Here is an 18,747-nt window from a genome sequence, read left to right as displayed (position 1 = left end):
GGCCTTCGCCGTTTCCGCATATTCCACTATTCCGGAATTACGGAGTTCCAGAGTATCGTGGCGTCATGCTCACCCGACGAAGCCTGCTGACCACCGTGGCCGCCGCCGGCTCGGCCGCTCTCCTACTGCCCGCGACCGCGCGCGCCTCCGCGCCACCGGACACCTCGACGCCCGAAGGCTGGCTCGCGTGGCTCGCCGCGCACCGCGCCGACGTGTCCGTGGTCGCGGATTACGGCACCGGCCGCCGGCTCCGGCACCGGCCTGGCGACTCCCGCGTGGTGGGGTCCGCGATCAAGGTCGTGCACCTCGCTGCCTACACCGCGGCGGTGGCCGCGGGCCGGCTCGACCCGGACGAGCCCATCCGGCTGGGCGACTGGGACGCCCGCCATCCCTACGTCGGCGACGGCATCATCGGCGCGGGGTCCCATCACACCGCGCTGACCCAGCTGGGCGTCCCGTGCGACGAGTACGGCGTCGCGAAGGACCCGGAACAGCGGGTGCCGCTGCAGAAGCTGGCCGAGGCGATGATCCTGTCCAGTGACAACGCCGCGGCCGACTACCTGCACGCCCGCCTCGGCGGCCCGGCTCTGCGCGCCGCCGCCGCGAAGGGCGGCTGGCCGAACCCGGACGTGCGCATGTTCGGCGGCGAGACGCTGATGTGGATCTTCCCCGAGTACGCCCCGCCGCCGGGCACGCCGGTGCCGGTGCGCCGGGCCCTCGGCAACGCGTTGTCGGACCGGTTCGCCCGTGACACGGAGTTCCGCAACCGGGTGCTGCCCCAGATCTTCTCGCACCCGCCGACGCCGGAGTGGACGCGCGAATGGGTCGCACACACCGGCCGCGCACCGGCGGCCGACCTGTTCTCGATGCACCGCGCGCTCGCCACCGGCGGTGGGAAGGCCGCGGCGCTGGCCCGCGACGTCCTCGCGTCCAGCCTGCCGGGCGCGGTGCCGCCGGGCGCGGACTCGTTGCTGTTCAAGGGCGGCAGCCTGCCCGGGGTGATCACCATCGGGCTGGACCTACTCGCGCCCGGGCGCACCGGCACCTGCGTGCTGATGCTCGAAAACGTGTCCGATGTGGACTTCGCCAACACCGGCCCGCTGATCGAGGCGTCGATCAGTTACCTCGCCACGCCGGGCGGCTTCACCGGGCTGGAGCGCGCGCTGGGACACTGAGTCCCATGACCGACGATCCCGACCTGGCCGAGCGTCTCGCGGCGCTGGAACGGCGGGTGGCCGCGCTCGAGGGGCGGCCGGAGGAGTCCATTCCGGACATTCCCGGGGGCGTCGTCGGCTACCACGGCGAGCTGACCGAGCCGGGCGAGCTGAGCTGGACCATCCGGCTGGCGGCGCCCGCCGTGCTGGCGCTGCCCGACGGCCCGCGGGTCGAGGTGCTGGCCGCGCTGGCCAACCCGGTGCGGATCGCACTCGTGCGCGCGCTGGCGCAGGGCGGCGCGCAGACCGGCGCGGCCCTGCAGGAGGCGGCCGAGCTGGGCTCGCCGGGCCAGCTGTACCACCATCTCAAGGCGCTCACCGGCGCCGGGCTGGTGGAGCAGGACCGCCGTGGCAGCTATCGGCTGCGCCCGGCCGCCACCATCCCCGCGCTGGTGCTGCTGACGGCGGCGGCGGACGTCGCCGGCCAGCTGCGACCGGGCGTGCGGAACCAGAACGGATAGGACACGATCACAGGCATGCGGGTACTCATCGCGGGCTCCGGCGGGCTCATCGGCACGGCGCTGGCCGTCCGGCTGCGGACGTCCGGCCACGACGTCCTCCGGCTGGTACGGCGCGAAGCGCGGGCGGCCGACGAGCGCGGCTGGGACCCGCCGTCCGCCCGGATCGACGAAGGCGCCTTCACCGGCGTAGACGCGGTCGTGAACCTGTGCGGCGCGCCGCTGCTGCCGGGCCGCTGGAGCGCGATGCGCAAGCAGGTACTGCTCGACAGCCGGGTGGAGCCCACCGAGGTACTGGCCGAGGCCGTCGCCGAGCACGGCGTCGGGGTGCTGGTGAACGGCTCCGCCGTCGGCTACTACGGGAACGCCGGTTCGACGGTCGTCGACGAGACTTCCCCGGCCGGCCAGGGTTTCCTGGCCGAGCTGTGCACGGCGTGGGAGTCGGCGACCGCCCCGGCCACCGCGGCCGGGACCCGCGTGGTGTCGGTGCGGACGGGCCTGGTGCTGTCCCGCAAGGGCGGCCTGATGGACCTGCTGCGCCCGCTCTTCAAGCTCGCGCTGGGCGCCCGCCTCGGCGACGGCCGCCAGTTCATGTCGTGGATCTCCCTCGACGACCAGGTCGGCGCCCTGGTCCACGCCCTGACCCACGACGACCTCGCCGGCCCGGTCAACCTGACCGGCCCGGCCCCGGTGAGCAACACGGAGTTCACCCGCGCCCTGGGCCGCGCCGTCCACCGCCCGGCGCCGTGGTGGGCGCCCGGGATCGCCCTGAAGCTGGCCCTCGGGCAGGCCGCGGAGGAGATGGCGCTGTTCGGCCAGCGCGCCGTCCCACGCGAGCTGGAACGCGCGGGCTACACCTTCCGCCACGAGACCCTGGAGAGCGCCCTGGCCGCGGCGACGTGATCACGTCCCGCTCCCTCGCCTGCGCCCGGTCCCGTTCTTGTGCCCGGCTCCACTCCCGGCTCTGTTCCCGGTCCCACTCCTGCGCCCACTCCCGGTCCTGTTCCCGCTCCCGCGGCCGGCCGCACTCCTGCTCCCAGCCATGTTCCCCGCCCCTAGTGCACGGGTCCCGGACTTGGTCGCGCAGGCCCTCGATGCACGGGCCTCGGACTTCCCCGCGCAGTCCCCGCTTCTCCTCACCCGGGCTCCAGGTTTGGCCACGTGGGCTCCACCCCTCCGCGCACAAACCGGAGACCTGCCCGCGCCCCTCCTCACCCGCACCTCAAGCTCGCTCGCGCCACCCCCGAACCTCCGCCCACAAACCCCAAACCAGCCACCACCGCCCTCACCTCGCCGCGCCCAAACCCCAGACCAACCCGCTCGGCTCGCGGGCATGCCGACCCAAGCCGTCGCCGCACAATCCCCGAACCTCGCTCTGCCCGCCACAAACGTCCTCCCCATCACGAACCTCCTCGACCCAGCTCGCCTCACCCACCGCTCTCTCACCCACAGCCTTGCCACCCCACACCTCACCCCACGCCGCCACCCCTCCAACCCCAGCCCGGCCACCACATCGGCCGGTCATGTCATGACCATCCCCCGGATCCGCTGGCTGGTGACCGGCGTCGTCCTCCTGGCCGCTTTCCTCGGGCTCGGCCTCACGGTCGACCGGCAGCCGCTGAAACTGGACCAGGCCGTGGCGAATGCGTTGCGCGGGCAGGATTCCCAGCCCGCGGGGCTGGTCGCCGGGGTGGTCACGAACGTGCTCGGCCCCGTCCTCCCCATCGTGCTCGGCGTGGCGCTCGTCGCACTCGCGCTGCGCGACCGCGCGCGCCTGCCGCTGTGTCTGAAGCTCGCGGCCGTGCTCGTGTTGTGCCGGTTGACGAGCGTGGTGTTCAAGCCCGTTTTCCTGCGCCAGCGCCCGCGCGAGTACCCGGACCTCAGCTACCCGAGCGGGCACGTCGTGTCCGTCGCGTCGGCCGCGTTGGTGGCGGTGCTGCTCGTGGCGTGGCTCGCGCCGCGGCTGATCAGGAGAACGATCGCGGCCGGCGCGGGGGCCACCGTGCTCGCGGCCGTCTGCCGGATCGTGCTGGGGGTGCACTGGGTGACGGACACCGTCGGCGCGACGCTGGCGGTGCTCGGCGTCGGGCTGGTGTCAGCGAGCGCACTCCGGCTCCTGCCCTTTCCCGGCCGCGACGGGCGTAGCCTCGACGGGTGAGTTCTTCGAGCCCTTCCTGCCGTATCGCCAGCGAGCCCGTCGACGTCCGGGAGCTCGGCACGATCGCGTACCCCGAGGCCTGGGACCTGCAGCGCGAGGTCCTCTCCGCGCGCGCCGACGACGCGGGCCCGGACACGTTGCTGCTGCTGGAGCACCCCTCGGTGTACACGGCCGGCAAGCGCACCGAGCCCAGCGACCGGCCCACTGACGGCACCCCGGTGATCGACGTCGACCGCGGCGGAAAGATCACCTGGCACGGGCCGGGCCAGCTCGTCGGCTACCCGATCCTCAAGCTCGCCGACCCCATCGACGTCATGCATTACGTGCGGCGCCTCGAGGAGGCTCTGATCGTGGTGTGCGAGCGGCTCGGTGTGCGCACCGGCCGCGTCGAAGGCCGCAGCGGCGTGTGGATCCCGGCCGACGACCGCGGTATCGAGCGCAAGATCGCCGCCATCGGCATCCGCGTGCAGCGCGGCGTCACGATGCACGGCTTCGAGCTGAACTGCAACGCCGACCTGTCCGCCTTCGACGCGATCGTGCCGTGCGGCATCCGCGACGCCGGCGTCACGTCGCTCTCCGCCGAGCTGGAGCGCGACGTCACCGTCGAGGAGGTGCTGCCGATGGCGCGCGAGACCGTGCTGGCCGCCCTCGAAGGCGAGCTGCCGGTGAACGACGACCGCTGGCTGCCGCGCCCGGAGGCCCCAACGGCCCCCGGCGTCACCTTCGCCCTGCAGAACTGACTCGTGAGTGGCTATGCCGGTTAGAACCGTCATAGCCACTCACGAGGGGCTTACAGCTGGGACGCGACCTCGGCCGCGATGAACTCGATGTGGTCGAGGTCGGCGAGGTCCAGCACCTGCAGGTACAGCCGGGTGATGCCGGTCTTCTCCCGCCACTCCCCGATCCGGTCGACGACCTCGGCGGCCGTCCCGGCCAGTCCGTCGGCGCGCAGCTGGCCGAGGTCGCGGCCGATGGCCTCGGCCCGTCGTGCCACCTCGGCGTCGTCGCGGCCGATCGCCGCGGTCAGCGCGACCGAGCGCAGGATCGACTTCGGGTCACGCCCGATCGCCTCGGCCGCGGCGTCGACGCGGGCGAACTGCGCGGACACCGTCTCCTGGTCGGCGAACGGCAGGTTGAACTCGTCGGCGAAGCGCGCCGCCAGCTCCGGCGTCCGCTTCTTGCCGCCGCCACCGATGATCACGGGCGGCGCGGGCGACTGCGCGGGCTTCGGCAGCGCGGGCGAGTCCACGAGGGTGTAGTTCTTGCCGGAGAACGAGTACTTCGCCCCCACCGGCGTCTTCCACAGCCCGGTGATGATCTCCAGCTGCTCGGCGTAGAGGTCGAAGCGCTCCTTGAGCGGCGGCAGCATCAGGCCGTACGCGGTGTGCTCGGCGTCGAACCAGCCCGAGCCGAGGCCGAACTCGATCCGGCCGCCGGACATCTGGTCCACCTGCGCGATGGCGATCGCGAGCGGGCCCGGGTGCCGGAACGTGGCGGCGGTGACCAGTGTGCCCAGCCGCACCCGGCTCGTCTCGCGGGCCAGGCCGGCCAGGGTGATCCACGCGTCGGTGGGGCCGGGCAGCCCGTCGCCGTCGCCCATCGCCAGGTAGTGGTCGCTGCGGAAGAAGGCGTCGTAGCCGGCGGCCTCGGTCGTCTTGGCCACGCGCAGCAGGTCGTCGTAGGTGGCGCCCTGCTGGGGCTCTGTGAAGATCCTCAAGTCCATGGCCGCCAGCCTAATCAGCTCGCGGCGGGCTGCTCTCCGGTGTCGCCGGGCTGCCGGATCCGCAGCAGCATGCGCACGATGACGTCCTGGATCTCGCCGCTGACCTTCTTCGGGTCGGCCGCGCTGGCGATTTCCGTGGCCGCGCTGGAAAGCGCGCCGAACAGCAGCCGCGCGGTCACCTCCACGGGCACCGGCTCGACCTCGCCTGCGTCCACAAGGGACTGCAGGCCCGAGCGGACCAGGCCGAAGCTGCACTGCTCCTCGGCCTCGCGCCAGCGCTCCCAGCCCATCACCACCGGCGCCTCGTGGATGGCGATCCGCTGGTACGCCGGGTCGAGGCAGCTCCTGATGAACGTGTTCAGCCCGCCGAGCACCCGTTCCCACGGCGTGCCGGGGCCGGTCATGATCTTCTCGAGCCGGTCGTAGACCAGGCTTTCCACCGAGTCGAAAGCGGCTTCGAACAACGCCTGCTTTCCGCTGAAATGGTGGTAAAGCGCGCCTTTGGTGACGCGGGCGCGTTTGGCGACCTCGTCGAGCGAGGTACCCGCGTATCCGCGCTTGGTGAACAGCTCGACCGCGCTGTCGACCAGCGCGGAGCGGGTCGACTCCGAATAGTCGAGACGTCGGGACCTCATTGTCGGCACGCTCACAACCTTACGCCGGAGGAGTCTCTTCATACCCATGGTATGTTCGTGCCGTCAGGTCCGTACCGGGAGTATGCCGCAAACCTGCGGTATGGCCCGGGTCACGGAAGGGGAGCCAACACATGAGCTGGACCGACTTCTACCGACGCCGGGAAATCCTCGAAGCCGCCATCCGCCACGCGGGGCGCGCGCCCGGTGAACCGCTGACGCTGGAGGAGATCCCCGGCGCGGCCGAGGCCTTCGGCAGTGAAGAGAACCTGCTGCTGGCGATGCAGTACAAGTGGAGCCAACTGCTCGGCGGGCACCTGCGCGCCGAGTTCGCCGACCCGGCCGATGCCGCGGCCGACACTGTCGACAGCGACCAGGTCGACGCCGTCTCGCGGGCGTGGCGCCGGGCGCAGTCCGGGAACGAGGCGCTGCGCGCGGTCCTCGACGGCGCGCAGGAGCGTTACCCCGCCCTCGCCCGGCAGTACGAGGGCGAGCTGCGGATGCTGGCGATCACCGCCGGCCTCGCGGAGCCCGGGGAGCCGGCCGAGGAGATCACCAAGGTCGGGCACACTTTCGACGCGCTGGTGCGCGCGGGTGACGCCCGTCCGGCCCGTCGGCGCAGCCCGATGGGCCACCTGATGCGCCTGCTCGCACCCAGCGCGTGAGGTGTAGTTAGGTAGACGCATGGACCAGCGCTGGACCGAGGCCGACATCGCCGACCAGGCCGGCCGGACGGTGGTCGTCACCGGCGCGAACTCGGGCCTCGGCCTGCGTACCGCCGAAGTGCTCGCCGGCCGCGGCGCGCGGGTGCTGCTCGCGTGCCGCTCGGCCGAGCGTGGCGCCGCCGCGCTGGAGCGGGTGCGGTCGGCCGCGTCCGGTTCCGCGCCGGAACTGGTGACGCTGGACCTGGCCGACCTGGCGTCGGTGCGCGCGGCGGCCGAGTCCGTCCGAGAGCTGACCGGCGACGCCCTCGACGTGCTGATCAACAACGCCGGCGTAGTGGCGGCCGCCCGGGGCAAAACCGCCGACGGCTTCGAACTGCAGCTCGGCACCAATCACCTGGGCCACGCGGCGCTGACGTGGCTGCTGATGCCCGCCCTGCGCGGCGGGATCGGCGCCCGCGTCGTGACACTCTCGAGCATCGCCGCGGTCGGCGCGCAGATCCGCCTGGACGACCCGAACTTCGAGCACCGCCAGTACAACCCGGCGACGGCGTACCGACAGGCGAAGCTCGCCAACCAGGTCTTCGCGCTGGAGCTGGACCGGCGGCTGCGCGCCGAGGGCTCGAAGGTGCTGAGCGTCCTCGCGCACCCCGGCTACACCGCGACCGGGCTGAGCGTCGGCATGGCGCGCACGTACACCAGCTCAGTCGTCCGCAAGGCCATCCTGGCCATCAACCACGCGGGCGAGCTTCTGCTCTCCCAGAACGTGGCACTCGGCGCCCTGCCGCAGCTGTACGCCGCGACCGTCGCCGACATCCAGGGCGGCGACTACATCGGCCCCCGCGGCCTCGGCGGTATCCACGGCTACCCCACGAAAGTGCGACCGGTGCGAGCGGCAGGCAACCCCGTCACCGGCCCCGCCCTGTGGGACCTGACGGCCGACTTGACGGGCGTCACCCCCGACCCGCGCTAGGCGATCACCCGGGCAGTCCGGGCGTACTGTGGTGGCCGTGACTGCTGCACCTGAAGGGCGGAAGTTGTTGCGGTTGGAGGTCCGTAACAGTGAGACGCCGATTGAGAAGAAGCCGTCGTGGATCAAGACCCGGGTGCGGATGGGGCCTGAGTTCACGGAACTGAAGGGCCTGGTCCGCCGCGAAGGTCTGCACACCGTCTGCGAGGAAGCGGGTTGTCCCAACATCTACGAATGCTGGGAAGACCGAGAAGCCACCTTCCTGATCGGTGGTGACCAGTGCACCCGCCGGTGTGACTTCTGCCAGATCGACACCGGCAAACCTGCCGACCTGGACCGCACCGAGCCCCGCAAGGTCGCCGAATCCGTCCAGGCGATGGGCTTGCGCTACTCGACGATCACCGGCGTCGCCCGTGACGACCTCGACGACGGCGGCGCCTGGCTCTACGCGGAAACGGTCCGCCAAATCCACGAGCTGAACCCCGGTACCGGTGTCGAGCTGCTGATCCCGGACTTCAACGCCGACCCCGCACAGCTGGCCGAAGTCTTCAGCTCCCGCCCGGAAGTCCTGGCACACAACGTGGAGACGGTCCCGCGGATCTTCAAGCGCATCCGCCCCGGTTTCCGCTACGCACGGTCCCTGGAAGTCATCACCCGCGCCCGCGAGGCAGGTTTGGTGACGAAGTCGAACCTGATCCTCGGCATGGGCGAAACCCCCGACGAGGTGGGTGCGGCGATGCAGGACCTGGTCGACGCCGGCTGCGAGATCCTGACGATCACCCAATACCTGCGCCCCTCCCCGCGGCATCACCCGGTGGACCGATGGGTGAAGCCGGAAGAGTTCGTCGAACACTCGAAGGCGGCGGAGTCGATGGGTTTCGCCGGTGTGATGGCGGGCCCGCTGGTCCGCTCGTCCTACCGTGCGGGCCGGTTGTATGCGCAGACGAAGGCCCACCGCGGCGAAGACCTCCCGGACAACCTCTCCCACCTCGCCACCGAGGGCCCAGCCGCGCAGGAAGCCGCCTCGCTGCTCGCCCGCTGACTCCAGCCCTTAACGGTGGAGGCCCCGCTCATCCTCCGAGCGGGCCCTCCACCGTTTTCTGCGCGCTCACACCCATTCCCACGGCTCACTTCACTCCCACGGCCCCAGCCCGCGTACAGCGCCATGACTCGTACAGCGCGCTCCTTCCGCTTCCGCAGCCCCGGCCCAGTCACAGTGCACCCTGCCCACTTCGGCAGCCCCGGCCCCGCGCACAGCGACTCGAACGCCTCCGCAGCCCGACCCCGCGACTAGTGACTCACTCGCTCCCTACCCTTCGGCCCGCGCGCCGCGACCCCACCCGCTCCCACTGCTCTCAGCTCGCGTAAAGCGCGCCCCGCCTGCTCCCGGGACCCGCGTACGGTGCGCCTCGCACGCCTCCGCCTCGCTTGCAACACCCCGCTCGCTCTCTCAACCATGGCCCAAGCGCCGCGCGCCCCCGCAACACCAAGCCAGCGTGCGACGCCCACCGCTGCCAGCTGTCCAAGCCCCATGTACAGCGTCCCCGCCCACCGCGCCCCAGCCCGCTCCAGCAGACCCGGCATGCTCCCAGCGCGCCTGCAGCGGCCCCGCCTGCCTCGGCAGCCCCAACCTCGCGCACCGCGCGGCTCCGCCGACCCTCGCCGCTCGCAGCAACGCCAGCCAAGCCGCCCCACCAGCCGTCCCACTCACGCCCAACCCCAACCCCAGCCTCACCGCCCAGCCCCACGCCCACGCCCGCAGAAGCCCCCATCGCATCACCACCCCACCGCCGCCACCCCTAAGGCAGCTCCCCCAGAAATCACCCATCTCCCCTCCACCCACCCCACCAATTCCAAAGAGTCAGTAAAGTGGCGTCGTGGCTTTGGTAACGGATCTCCTGAACTGGCTGCAAGGACTCCCGGAACCGGGCCTTGTCGCGGCGGCCGGCGGGCTTGTGTTCGCCGAGTGCACCATCGGGCTGGGGTTCATCGCGCCCGGCGAGTCGGGGCTGCTGATCGCGGCGACGACCGCCACGACCGTGCCGCGGTTCCTCACGCTGTGGGCCGTCGTCACGGTGTGCGCGGCGCTCGGCGATTCCGTCGGCTACGCGCTCGGCCGTCGCTTCGGGCCGCGGCTGCGTGAGACCAAGCTGATCCGCAAGTACGGCCTCGACGCGTGGGACAAGGCCGCCTCCGTGCTCGAACGGCGCGGTGCCTGGGCGGTTTTCTTCGCGCGCTTCCTGCCCGTGCTGCGAACGCTGACGCCGGCGGCCGCGGGCGCGTCCGGGCTGCCGTTCCGCAGGTTCCTGCCCGCGACGGCGGCCGGCGCGTTCTGCTGGTCGCTGGTGCACATCAGCATCGGCGCCGCGCTCGGCGAGGCCGCCAAGCAGGTGGAGGGCGCGCTCAGCACCGGCTTCCTCGTCGTGGCCGTCGTGGTGATCGGCGTCCTGCTGTTCTTCCTCCTCCGGTTCAAGAAGCGCAAGGCACTCGCGGCCAAGGAGCCCGAGGCCGAGGAGCCCGCCCGCACGACCGGCTGAGCTTGGCCGGAGTCACACCGCCGTGAACGCTCCCGCTGGTTACATTCGGCGGTATGACCCCACTCGATCTCCCCAGGCCGATCGCGTTCGTCCTCGGCGGGGGCGGCAGCCTCGGCGCGCTGCAGGTCGGGATGCTGCGCGCGCTCGAGGACGCCGGCGTGACGCCCGACCTCGTCGTCGGCACGTCCGTGGGCTCGCTGAACGCGGCCGTGCTCGCCCTGCCCGGCGGAAACCGGCTGGACCGCCTGCGCGGCATCTGGGCGCACATGACCAAGCACGAGGCCTTCCCCGGCGGCGTGCTCAGCCAGGTGCGCACGTTGCGCCACAGCAAAACGCACCTGTTCCCCAACACCGGCCTGGAGAAGATCGTCGACGGCCACCTGGGCGCCGGCCGCCGCTTCGAAGATCTCGCGCTGCCGCTCGGAGTCGTCACCACGGACGTCGACACCGCCGAGCCGGTGCTGATCCGCTCCGGGCCACTGCGCGCACCGTTGCTGGCGAGCTGCGCGATCCCCGGCATCTACCCGCCGGTCGAGCACGAGGGACGGCTGCTCTACGACGGCGGCCTCGTCGCGAACGTGCCGATGCGGCAGGCACTGGCCATGGGCGCGAAGTCGCTGGTGGTCCTCGACTGCGCGTTCCCCGGCAAGATGCCCGGCGCGCCGCGGACGTTCGCCGAGGTGATGATGTTCACCGCGATGATCAGCATGCGGAACCAGGCCGTGCTGGAGGCCCCGGTCGCCGCGAAACGGGCACCCGTCGTCTATCTGCCCGGCCCGGCCCCCGTGCGGGTCAGCCCGTTGGACTTCACCCGTACGGATGAACTCGCGGACCAGGCCTACAGCGCGGCGGCCGGATATCTGAAAGAACTCCAGGTAGACGGCCCCGGTCTCTACGGCGCGCCAGGGCTCGTCACAACGTGATCCACGACACTGCGATGCACCTATCCGCCGCACGGAGCGTCTTCACGATCGCGTAGTTTTGAAACCGAAGAAGCCTGCTGGTCCGCGATCCCCCACAAAAGAGACAATATGTTCCCGAAGAAGACTTTACTTTCGGTTGCCGGAGTCCTCGCGGCGACCCTGCTGGTCTCGGCCTGCTCCTCCGGTGGGGACACCGCGGGGACAGCAACAACCCCCGGGGCACCCGGTTCCAACCAGTCCGCGACACCGGTGACGGTGTCGATCGACCCGGCGAGCGCCGACGGCGTCAGCCCCACCACCCCCATCGTCGTCAAGGCCGCCAACGGCAAGCTGCTCGACGTGGCGGTGACCAGTGCCAAGGGCAAGGCGGTCGCCGGCAAGATCGCGTCGGACGGGCTCAGCTGGACCAACACCGACGTCCTCGGTTACGGCGGCACCTACAAGATCGTCGCCCACGCCCAGGGCAGCGACGGCAAGTCCGTCGAGAAGGACGGTCAGGTCACCACGCTGTCGCCGACGAAGCAGGCGAACGCGAACCTGATCCCCGCGCCGTCCGCGGTGAAGAGCAGCGGCGTGGGCGTCGGCCAGCCGATCGTCTTCAGCTTCGGCGTCGCGGTGAAGGACAAGGCCGCCGTCGAGAAGGCGCTGGACGTCGAGTCCTCGCCGAAGCAGGAGGGCAGCTGGTACTGGATGGACGACAAGAACGTCCACTACCGGCCCAAGGAGTACTGGAAGCCGGGAACCACGCTGACGGTCACGGCCAAGATCTACGGCGTCGATTTCGGAAACGGCGTTTTCGGCGCGGAGGACCGCACCGAAACGTACAAGGTGCACGATTCCTGGATCGCCAAGGCCGACGGAAACACCGAGCAGATGCAGATCTTCCACAACGGGGACATGGTGAAGTCCATGCCGATCTCCATGGGCAAGGACGCCACCCCGACGCATCTGGGCGCGCACGTCATCTCCGACAAGCAGGCGAACTACACGATGGACTCCTGCACCTACGGTGTCTGCCCGCCGGACCCGAAGGCGTACCGCTCCAACGAAAAGTTCTCCCAGCGCATCTCGAACGACGGTGAGTTCGTCCACGAGAACCCCAACAGTGTCGGCCAGCAGGGCAGCTCCAACGTCTCGCACGGCTGCATCAACCTGAACGCCGCGAACGCCGAGTGGTTCTTCCAGAACTTCGGCCTCGGCGACGTCGTGGAGGTCACCAACTCGGGCGGCCCGCAGCTCCCGGTCTGGGACCTGTACGGCGACTGGTCCAAGTCCTGGCCCGACTGGCAGAAGGGCGCCGCCCTGTAAGGACTCTCTTTGGGGAGCAGGCCATGAGAAAGGCGCCGGAGCAGCTCGCTCCGGCGCCTTTTTCGTGCGCTCGTTCCCCCGGCCCGTTCGCGCGCTGCCCGGCTTGCACGCTGCCTGCTCGCTTCCCGAGCGCGCGGCTCTGTTCCCTTGCCTACGCCCAACGTTCCCTTGCGTAGGCCCAACGCGACACTCCCATCGACGCGCGGCTGTTCCGCACACGCGCTCCCGCGGACGTGCGGCTTGCCCCCCTGTGCCAACGCGACTGGTCCCATTCCCCCATCGACGCTTCTGTTCCCGTGCGGCCGCTGGTGCCGCCGTTCCCGCGCTTCTCGCGGCCATAAGCGGTAGCTGGCCCCTCTCTGCGGCTGCGAACTGGTCCAGGCCGCCTCGTCGGCGCTGTTCGCCTGGTCCTCCGGCTCGAATGGCGGCGCGGCCGGCCCACTGAAGCGTCGTTGAAGCGGCGCCCGAGCTGGGCGGCACAAGCTCACCGCGGCTGCCTTTGGCCGGCTCGCGGTGGAAAGTCCGGACACTGAGCCGGGTCGTAGCCGGGTCGCGTTCCCTGGAAAGGGTCTGGAACCGGAAAGGGTCCAGATATAGAAGTAGGGCCCCGGGAGAATCATTGCTGATCCTCGACCGGGGCCCTGCTTCTGACGTAAAGTTCGGCGGCGTCCTACTCTCCCACAACCCTTCGGTTGCAGTACCATCGGCGCTACCAGGCTTAGCTTCCGGGTTCGGAATGGGACCGGGCGTTTCCCTGGCGCTATAACCACCGAAACACTACGAAACAACACACACCCACCACCAGTTGTTCGATGGTGTCGGTGTGGTGTTTCAGAGCTGTAGAGTGGATGCGTAACATCTTTGTGGGCAAGTCCTCGGCCTATTAGTACCAGTCAACTCGATAACACATTACTGTGCTTCCATCTCTGGCCTATCAACCCAATGGTCTCTTGGGGGCCTTAACCCACACGGGGTGGGATACCTCATCTTGGAACAGGCTTCCCGCTTAGATGCCTTCAGCGGTTATCCCTTCCGAACGTGGCCAACCAGCCATGCCCCTGGCGGGACAACTGGCACACCAGAGGTTCGTCCGTCCCGGTCCTCTCGTACTAGGGACAGCCTTCCTCAAGTATCCTACGCGCGCGGCGGATAGGGACCGAACTGTCTCACGACGTTCTAAACCCAGCTCGCGTGCCGCTTTAATGGGCGAACAGCCCAACCCTTGGGACCTACTCCGGCCCCAGGATGCGACGAGCCGACATCGAGGTGCCAAACCATGCCGTCGATATGGACTCTTGGGCAAGATCAGCCTGTTATCCCCGGGGTACCTTTTATCCGTTGAGCGACACCCCTTCCACCAGGTGGTGCCGGATCACTAGTCCCGACTTTCGTCCCTGCTCGACATGTCTGTCTCACAGTCAAGCTCCCTTGTGCACTTGCACTCAACACCTGATTGCCAACCAGGCTGAGGGAACCTTTGGGCGCCTCCGTTACTCTTTAGGAGGCAACCGCCCCAGTTAAACTACCCATCAGGCACTGTCCCTGAACCAGATCATGGTCCGAGGTTGAGATTCCCAATTCGACCAGAGTGGTATTTCAACAACGACTCCACCACCACTAGCGTGATGACTTCACAGTCTCCCACCTATCCTACACAAGCCGAACCGAAAACCAATACCAAACTATAGTAAAGGTCCCGGGGTCTTTCCGTCCTGCCGCGCGTAACGAGCATCTTTACTCGTAGTGCAATTTCGCCGGGCCTGTGGTTGAGACAGCCGGAAAGTCGTTACGCCATTCGTGCAGGTCGGAACTTACCCGACAAGGAATTTCGCTACCTTAGGATGGTTATAGTTACCACCGCCGTTTACTGGCGCTTAAATTCTCAGCTTCACCCCCGAAGGGATTAACCGGTCCTCTTAACGTTCCAGCACCGGGCAGGCGTCAGTCCATATACATCGTCTTGCGACTTCGCATGGACCTGTGTTTTTAGTAAACAGTCGCTTTCCGCTGGTCTCTGCGGCCACCCACCCCTAGCTTGCAAGAAGCTTCAGGATGTTTGGCCCCCTTCTCCCGAAGTTACGGGGGCATTTTGCCGAGTTCCTTAACCACAGTTCACCCGATCGCCTTAGTATTCTCTACCTGACCACCTGTGTTGGTTTGGGGTACGGGCCGTGCATGCACTCACTAGAGGCTTTTCTCGGCAGCATAGGATCACTCTACTTCGCCTCAAACGGCTACGCATCACGTCTCAACCTATATGGAACACGGATTTGCCTATGTTCCGGCCTACACGCTTACACCAGGACAACCATCGCCTGGCGGAGCTACCTTCCTGCGTCACCCCATCGCTTGACTACTACGAAATCAGGTCCCACGCTCCACAATCCCCACTCAACCCGAAGGCATCACAGGAACGCTTTGGGTGGTTAGTATCAAACGCCTCGTCATGGGCGCACATGCTCGGGTACGGGAATATCAACCCGTTGTCCATCGACTACGCCTGTCGGCCTCGCCTTAGGTCCCGACTTACCCTGGGCGGATTAGCCTGGCCCAGGAACCCTTGGTCATCCGGCGGCAGAGTTTCTCACTCTGCATTCGCTACTCATGCCTGCATTCTCACTCCCACACCCTCCACGACTCGTTCACACGGCCGCTTCCCTGGATGCAGGACGCTCCCCTACCCATCAACACGACTACACCCTTACTGCAAGAGCAAGGCGGATCTATTGTGTCAATGACACAGCTTCGGCGGTGTGCTTAAGCCCCGCTACATTGTCGGCGCAGGACCACTTGACCAGTGAGCTATTACGCACTCTTTCAAGGGTGGCTGCTTCTAAGCCAACCTCCTGGTTGTCTGGGCAATCCCACATCCTTTCCCACTGAGCACACACTTAGGGGCCTTAGCTGGTGTTCTGGGCTGTTTCCCTCTCGACGACGAAGCTTATCCCCCGCCGTCTCACTGCCACACTCTCACACCACGGTATTCGGAGTTTGGTTGATTTCGGTAACCCGGTAAGGCCCCTAGACCATCCAGTAGCTCTACCCCCGCGGTGAAACATGTGACGCTGCACCTAAATGCATTTCGGGGAGAACCAGCTATCACGGAGTTTGATTGGCCTTTCACCCCTACCCACAGCTCATCCCCTCAGTTTTCAACCTAAGTGGGTTCGGGCCTCCACGACGTCTTACCGTCGCTTCACCCTGGCCATGGGTAGATCACTCCGCTTCGGGTCTAGACCACGCGACTATACTCGCCCTATTCAGACTCGCTTTCGCTACGGCTACCCCACACGGGTTAACCTCGCCACGCAGCACTAACTCGCAGGCTCATTCTTCAAAAGGCACGCCATCACCGTAACGTCTTACGACATGCTCGGGCTCTGACGGCTTGTAGGCACACGGTTTCAGGTACTCTTTCACTCCCCTCCCGGGGTACTTTTCATCTTTCCCTCACGGTACTAGTCCGCTATCGGTCTTCAGGAAGTATTTAGGCTTACCGGGTGGTCCCGGCAGATTCACAGCAAATTCCACGAGCTCGCTGCTACTCGGGAACACCACCAAAAACCACAACACAAGCTTTCGCGTACGGGGCTCTCACCCACTCCGGCCCGCCATCCCAAACGGTTCCACTAACTCATGCGTGACTTCGAAAAAATGTCAGTTTCTTCAAGGTGGGTCCCACAACACCGACTACACAACCCCTGACAGGTATCACATGCAATCGGTTTAGCCTCTTCCGCTTTCGCTCGCCACTACTCACGGAATCACGGTTGTTTTCTCTTCCTACGGGTACTGAGATGTTTCACTTCCCCGCGTTCCCTCCACACCGGCTATATATTCACCGGCGGGTAACACCACATCACTGGTGCTGGGTTTCCCCATTCGGAAATCCTCGGATCACAGCTCGGTTGACAGCTCCCCGAGGCTTATCGCAGCCTCCTACGTCCTTCATCGGCTCCTGAAGCCAAGACATCCACCATGTGCCCTTAACAACTTGACCACAAAGATGCTCGCATCCACTCTACAGTTCTCAAACACCACACCAGAAACAACAGTGTGTTGCCTCAGGACCCAACAGCGTGCCAATGAACATGCCCAGACCCGACCCGGAAACCCGACTTTCCACGCACCCACCCCGAAGAGCATGTGCAGTACTCGCCGGCGACCGCAGTCACCACCTGAACACCTAGACCAGTAGTTCCACAATTCCTTGAGCAACCCGAGCAGAAACACAGTCGGCTTCTAGACTCGAGCCACTCCACCATGGTTGGTCCGGGTATCCCGGCCAGGTGGATGTGTTGTGCTCCTTAGAAAGGAGGTGATCCAGCCGCACCTTCCGGTACGGCTACCTTGTTACGACTTCGTCCCAATCGCCAGTCCCACCTTCGACCACTCCCTCCCCTTGCGGGGTTGGGCCATGGGCTTCGGGTGTTACCGACTTTCATGACGTGACGGGCGGTGTGTACAAGGCCCGGGAACGTATTCACCGCAGCGTTGCTGATCTGCGATTACTAGCGACTCCGACTTCACGCAGTCGAGTTGCAGACTGCGATCCGAACTGAGACCGGCTTTAAGGGATTCGCTCCACCTCGCGGTATCGCAGCCCTCTGTACCAGCCATTGTAGCATGTGTGAAGCCCTGGACATAAGGGGCATGATGACTTGACGTCATCCCCACCTTCCTCCGAGTTGACCCCGGCAGTCTCCCACGAGTCCCCGCCATAACGCGCTGGCAACGTAGGATAAGGGTTGCGCTCGTTGCGGGACTTAACCCAACATCTCACGACACGAGCTGACGACAGCCATGCACCACCTGTACACCAACCACAAGGGAAGCCCCATCTCTGGGGATGTCTGGCGCATGTCAAGCCCAGGTAAGGTTCTTCGCGTTGCATCGAATTAATCCACATGCTCCGCCGCTTGTGCGGGCCCCCGTCAATTCCTTTGAGTTTTAGCCTTGCGGCCGTACTCCCCAGGCGGGGCGCTTAATGCGTTAGCTACGGCACGGACAACGTGGATGTCGCCCACACCTAGCGCCCAACGTTTACAGCGTGGACTACCAGGGTATCTAATCCTGTTCGCTCCCCACGCTTTCGCTCCTCAGCGTCAGTATCGGCCCAGAGACCCGCCTTCGCCACCGGTGTTCCTCCTGATATCTGCGCATTTCACCGCTACACCAGGAATTCCAGTCTCCCCTACCGAACTCAAGTCTGCCCGTATCGACTGCACGCTGAAGGTTAAGCCTCCAGATTTCACAGCCGACGCGACAAACCGCCTACGAGCTCTTTACGCCCAATAATTCCGGACAACGCTTGCACCCTACGTATTACCGCGGCTGCTGGCACGTAGTTAGCCGGTGCTTCTTATCCAGGTACCGTCACTTGCGCTTCGTCCCTGGCGAAAGAGGTTTACAACCCGAAGGCCGTCATCCCTCACGCGGCGTCGCTGCATCAGGCTTTCGCCCATTGTGCAATATTCCCCACTGCTGCCTCCCGTAGGAGTCTGGGCCGTGTCTCAGTCCCAGTGTGGCCGGTCACCCTCTCAGGCCGGCTACCCGTCGTCGCCTTGGTAGGCCATTACCCCACCAACAAGCTGATAGGCCGCGGGTTCATCCTGTACCGCCAGAACTTTCAACAACCCCCCATGCGAGGAATTGTGATATCCGGTATTAGACCCCGTTTCCAAGGCTTATCCCAGAGTACAGGGCAGATTACCCACGTGTTACTCACCCGTTCGCCACTCATCCCCGGCCGAAACCGGTTCAGCGTTCGACTTGCATGTGTTAAGCACGCCGCCAGCGTTCGTCCTGAGCCAGGATCAAACTCTCCAACAATGAACAGTTCGATCGAGACTATTTCTCAATCATTCTCAAAGGAAACCCCAACGAGGGGGTTTCATATAAGCTCTACTGGCTTAGTTCACTAGCACACTGTTGAGTTCTCAAGCAACACACCCTGGAAGAGCCCGCTTCACACGGCCTTTTCCGAGGCATTATTTCAAGCCGTTTGTTCAGAAGACACACCGTTCACCCTGTGAAACTTGCGCTTCAGCGGGGGGTCTAGCCGATCTCCTGCTTTGGAACCACCCACTCTACCACCTGAGGTGGGAGCTTGGTTCGTGGTCCCGGTGGCCGCCCGGTTTCCCTGGCGACTTGGAGAACTTT

The 18,747-nt window shown here is 66.6% G+C and carries 13 protein-coding genes and 3 rRNA genes; 11 read left to right on the top strand and 5 right to left on the bottom strand.

All coding sequences use genetic code 11. From position 1 onward, the window contains the following. The first annotated feature begins 65 nt into the window (after window positions 1-65). The 5 genes from OG943_RS00080 (at window position 66) to lipB (ending at window position 4,570) form a co-directional block, all read left to right on the top strand. Window positions 66-1,175, top strand: coding sequence for a serine hydrolase (locus tag OG943_RS00080; protein ID WP_328607581.1), 1,110 nt, complete (start codon window positions 66-68; stop codon window positions 1,173-1,175). A gap of 5 nt (window positions 1,176-1,180) precedes the next feature. Next, the gene (locus OG943_RS00075) at window positions 1,181-1,675 is read left to right on the top strand and encodes an ArsR/SmtB family transcription factor (protein WP_328607580.1); all 495 of its coding nucleotides are present in this window, start codon (window positions 1,181-1,183) and stop codon (window positions 1,673-1,675) included. A 15-nt stretch (window positions 1,676-1,690) separates the two neighbouring features. Next, window positions 1,691-2,575 (top strand): TIGR01777 family oxidoreductase, encoded by an 885-nt coding sequence (locus OG943_RS00070; protein WP_328607579.1) that lies wholly within the window; start codon window positions 1,691-1,693, stop codon window positions 2,573-2,575. 625 nt (window positions 2,576-3,200) lie between these two features. Beyond that, on the top strand, window positions 3,201-3,830 hold the full coding sequence (locus tag OG943_RS00065; protein WP_328607578.1) for a phosphatase PAP2 family protein: 630 nt from the start codon (window positions 3,201-3,203) through the stop codon (window positions 3,828-3,830). Next, window positions 3,827-4,570 (top strand): lipoyl(octanoyl) transferase LipB, encoded by a 744-nt coding sequence (gene lipB / locus OG943_RS00060; protein ID WP_328607577.1) that lies wholly within the window; start codon window positions 3,827-3,829, stop codon window positions 4,568-4,570. The genes OG943_RS00065 and lipB overlap by 4 nt, the downstream gene beginning before the upstream one ends. Window positions 4,571-4,620: 50 nt before the next feature. Here the strand turns inward: lipB and OG943_RS00055 are convergent, their stop codons facing one another. Together OG943_RS00055 and OG943_RS00050 are read right to left on the bottom strand one after the other, a co-directional pair. Further along, the gene (locus OG943_RS00055; protein ID WP_328607576.1) at window positions 4,621-5,553 is read right to left on the bottom strand and encodes an LLM class F420-dependent oxidoreductase; all 933 of its coding nucleotides are present in this window, start codon (window positions 5,551-5,553) and stop codon (window positions 4,621-4,623) included. Between the two features lie 14 nt (window positions 5,554-5,567). Next, the gene (locus OG943_RS00050; RefSeq protein ID WP_328607575.1) at window positions 5,568-6,188 is read right to left on the bottom strand and encodes a TetR/AcrR family transcriptional regulator; all 621 of its coding nucleotides are present in this window, start codon (window positions 6,186-6,188) and stop codon (window positions 5,568-5,570) included. 131 nt (window positions 6,189-6,319) lie between these two features. Here OG943_RS00050 and OG943_RS00045 point away from each other — a divergent pair, with 131 nt between their 5' ends. The 6 genes from OG943_RS00045 (at window position 6,320) to OG943_RS00020 (ending at window position 12,585) form a co-directional block, all read left to right on the top strand. Continuing rightward, entirely contained in the window at window positions 6,320-6,850 is a 531-nt protein-coding gene (locus tag OG943_RS00045; RefSeq protein ID WP_328607574.1) for a hypothetical protein, read from the top strand. Window positions 6,851-6,869: 19 nt separating this feature from the next. After that, a complete protein-coding gene (locus OG943_RS00040) occupies window positions 6,870-7,820 on the top strand; it encodes an oxidoreductase (RefSeq protein ID WP_328607573.1) in 951 nt (316 codons plus the stop codon). 37 nt (window positions 7,821-7,857) lie between these two features. After that, window positions 7,858-8,859 (top strand): lipoyl synthase, encoded by a 1,002-nt coding sequence (lipA, locus tag OG943_RS00035; protein ID WP_328607572.1) that lies wholly within the window; start codon window positions 7,858-7,860, stop codon window positions 8,857-8,859. Window positions 8,860-9,694: 835 nt separating this feature from the next. Then, the gene (locus OG943_RS00030; RefSeq protein WP_328607571.1) at window positions 9,695-10,354 is read left to right on the top strand and encodes a DedA family protein; all 660 of its coding nucleotides are present in this window, start codon (window positions 9,695-9,697) and stop codon (window positions 10,352-10,354) included. Window positions 10,355-10,407: 53 nt separating this feature from the next. Then, window positions 10,408-11,277: a patatin-like phospholipase family protein gene (locus OG943_RS00025; protein ID WP_328607570.1), complete on the top strand. Its 870-nt coding sequence runs from the start codon at window positions 10,408-10,410 to the stop codon at window positions 11,275-11,277. A 108-nt stretch (window positions 11,278-11,385) separates the two neighbouring features. Then, a complete protein-coding gene (locus tag OG943_RS00020) occupies window positions 11,386-12,585 on the top strand; it encodes a L,D-transpeptidase (protein ID WP_328607569.1) in 1,200 nt (399 codons plus the stop codon). 657 nt (window positions 12,586-13,242) lie between these two features. On the opposite strand, the gene rrf is transcribed toward OG943_RS00020, so the two are convergent. From rrf to OG943_RS00005, 3 genes are all read right to left on the bottom strand, one after another. Further along, window positions 13,243-13,359 (bottom strand): 5S ribosomal RNA (gene rrf / locus OG943_RS00015). Window positions 13,360-13,448: 89 nt separating this feature from the next. Beyond that, window positions 13,449-16,585 (bottom strand): 23S ribosomal RNA (locus OG943_RS00010). A gap of 311 nt (window positions 16,586-16,896) precedes the next feature. Then, window positions 16,897-18,417 (bottom strand): 16S ribosomal RNA (locus tag OG943_RS00005). Together the 16S, 23S and 5S rRNA genes form the textbook arrangement of a ribosomal RNA operon. Window positions 18,418-18,747: the final 330 nt, after the last annotated feature.

The organism is Amycolatopsis sp. NBC_00345, assembly GCF_036116635.1.
In the GTDB taxonomy this organism is placed as follows: Bacteria; Actinomycetota; Actinomycetes; order Mycobacteriales; family Pseudonocardiaceae; genus Amycolatopsis.
The sequence above is the reverse complement of the archived record's forward strand: the minus strand, read 5'-3'. Positions and strand labels throughout refer to the sequence as shown.

Bases quoted from the DNA above. Each gene is read 5' to 3' on its own strand.
- OG943_RS00050 (WP_328607575.1), bottom strand. From the start codon at position 6,188: ATGAGGTCCCGACGTCTCGACTATTCGGAGTCGACCCGCTCCGCGCTG.
- OG943_RS00055 (WP_328607576.1), bottom strand. From the start codon at position 5,553: ATGGACTTGAGGATCTTCACAGAGCCCCAGCAGGGCGCCACCTACGAC.
- OG943_RS00040 (WP_328607573.1), top strand. From the start codon at position 6,870: ATGGACCAGCGCTGGACCGAGGCCGACATCGCCGACCAGGCCGGCCGG.
- OG943_RS00020 (WP_328607569.1), top strand. From the start codon at position 11,386: ATGTTCCCGAAGAAGACTTTACTTTCGGTTGCCGGAGTCCTCGCGGCG.
- OG943_RS00025 (WP_328607570.1), top strand. From the start codon at position 10,408: ATGACCCCACTCGATCTCCCCAGGCCGATCGCGTTCGTCCTCGGCGGG.
- OG943_RS00080 (WP_328607581.1), top strand. From the start codon at position 66: ATGCTCACCCGACGAAGCCTGCTGACCACCGTGGCCGCCGCCGGCTCG.
- OG943_RS00070 (WP_328607579.1), top strand. From the start codon at position 1,691: ATGCGGGTACTCATCGCGGGCTCCGGCGGGCTCATCGGCACGGCGCTG.
- OG943_RS00045 (WP_328607574.1), top strand. From the start codon at position 6,320: ATGAGCTGGACCGACTTCTACCGACGCCGGGAAATCCTCGAAGCCGCC.
- OG943_RS00065 (WP_328607578.1), top strand. From the start codon at position 3,201: ATGACCATCCCCCGGATCCGCTGGCTGGTGACCGGCGTCGTCCTCCTG.
- OG943_RS00075 (WP_328607580.1), top strand. From the start codon at position 1,181: ATGACCGACGATCCCGACCTGGCCGAGCGTCTCGCGGCGCTGGAACGG.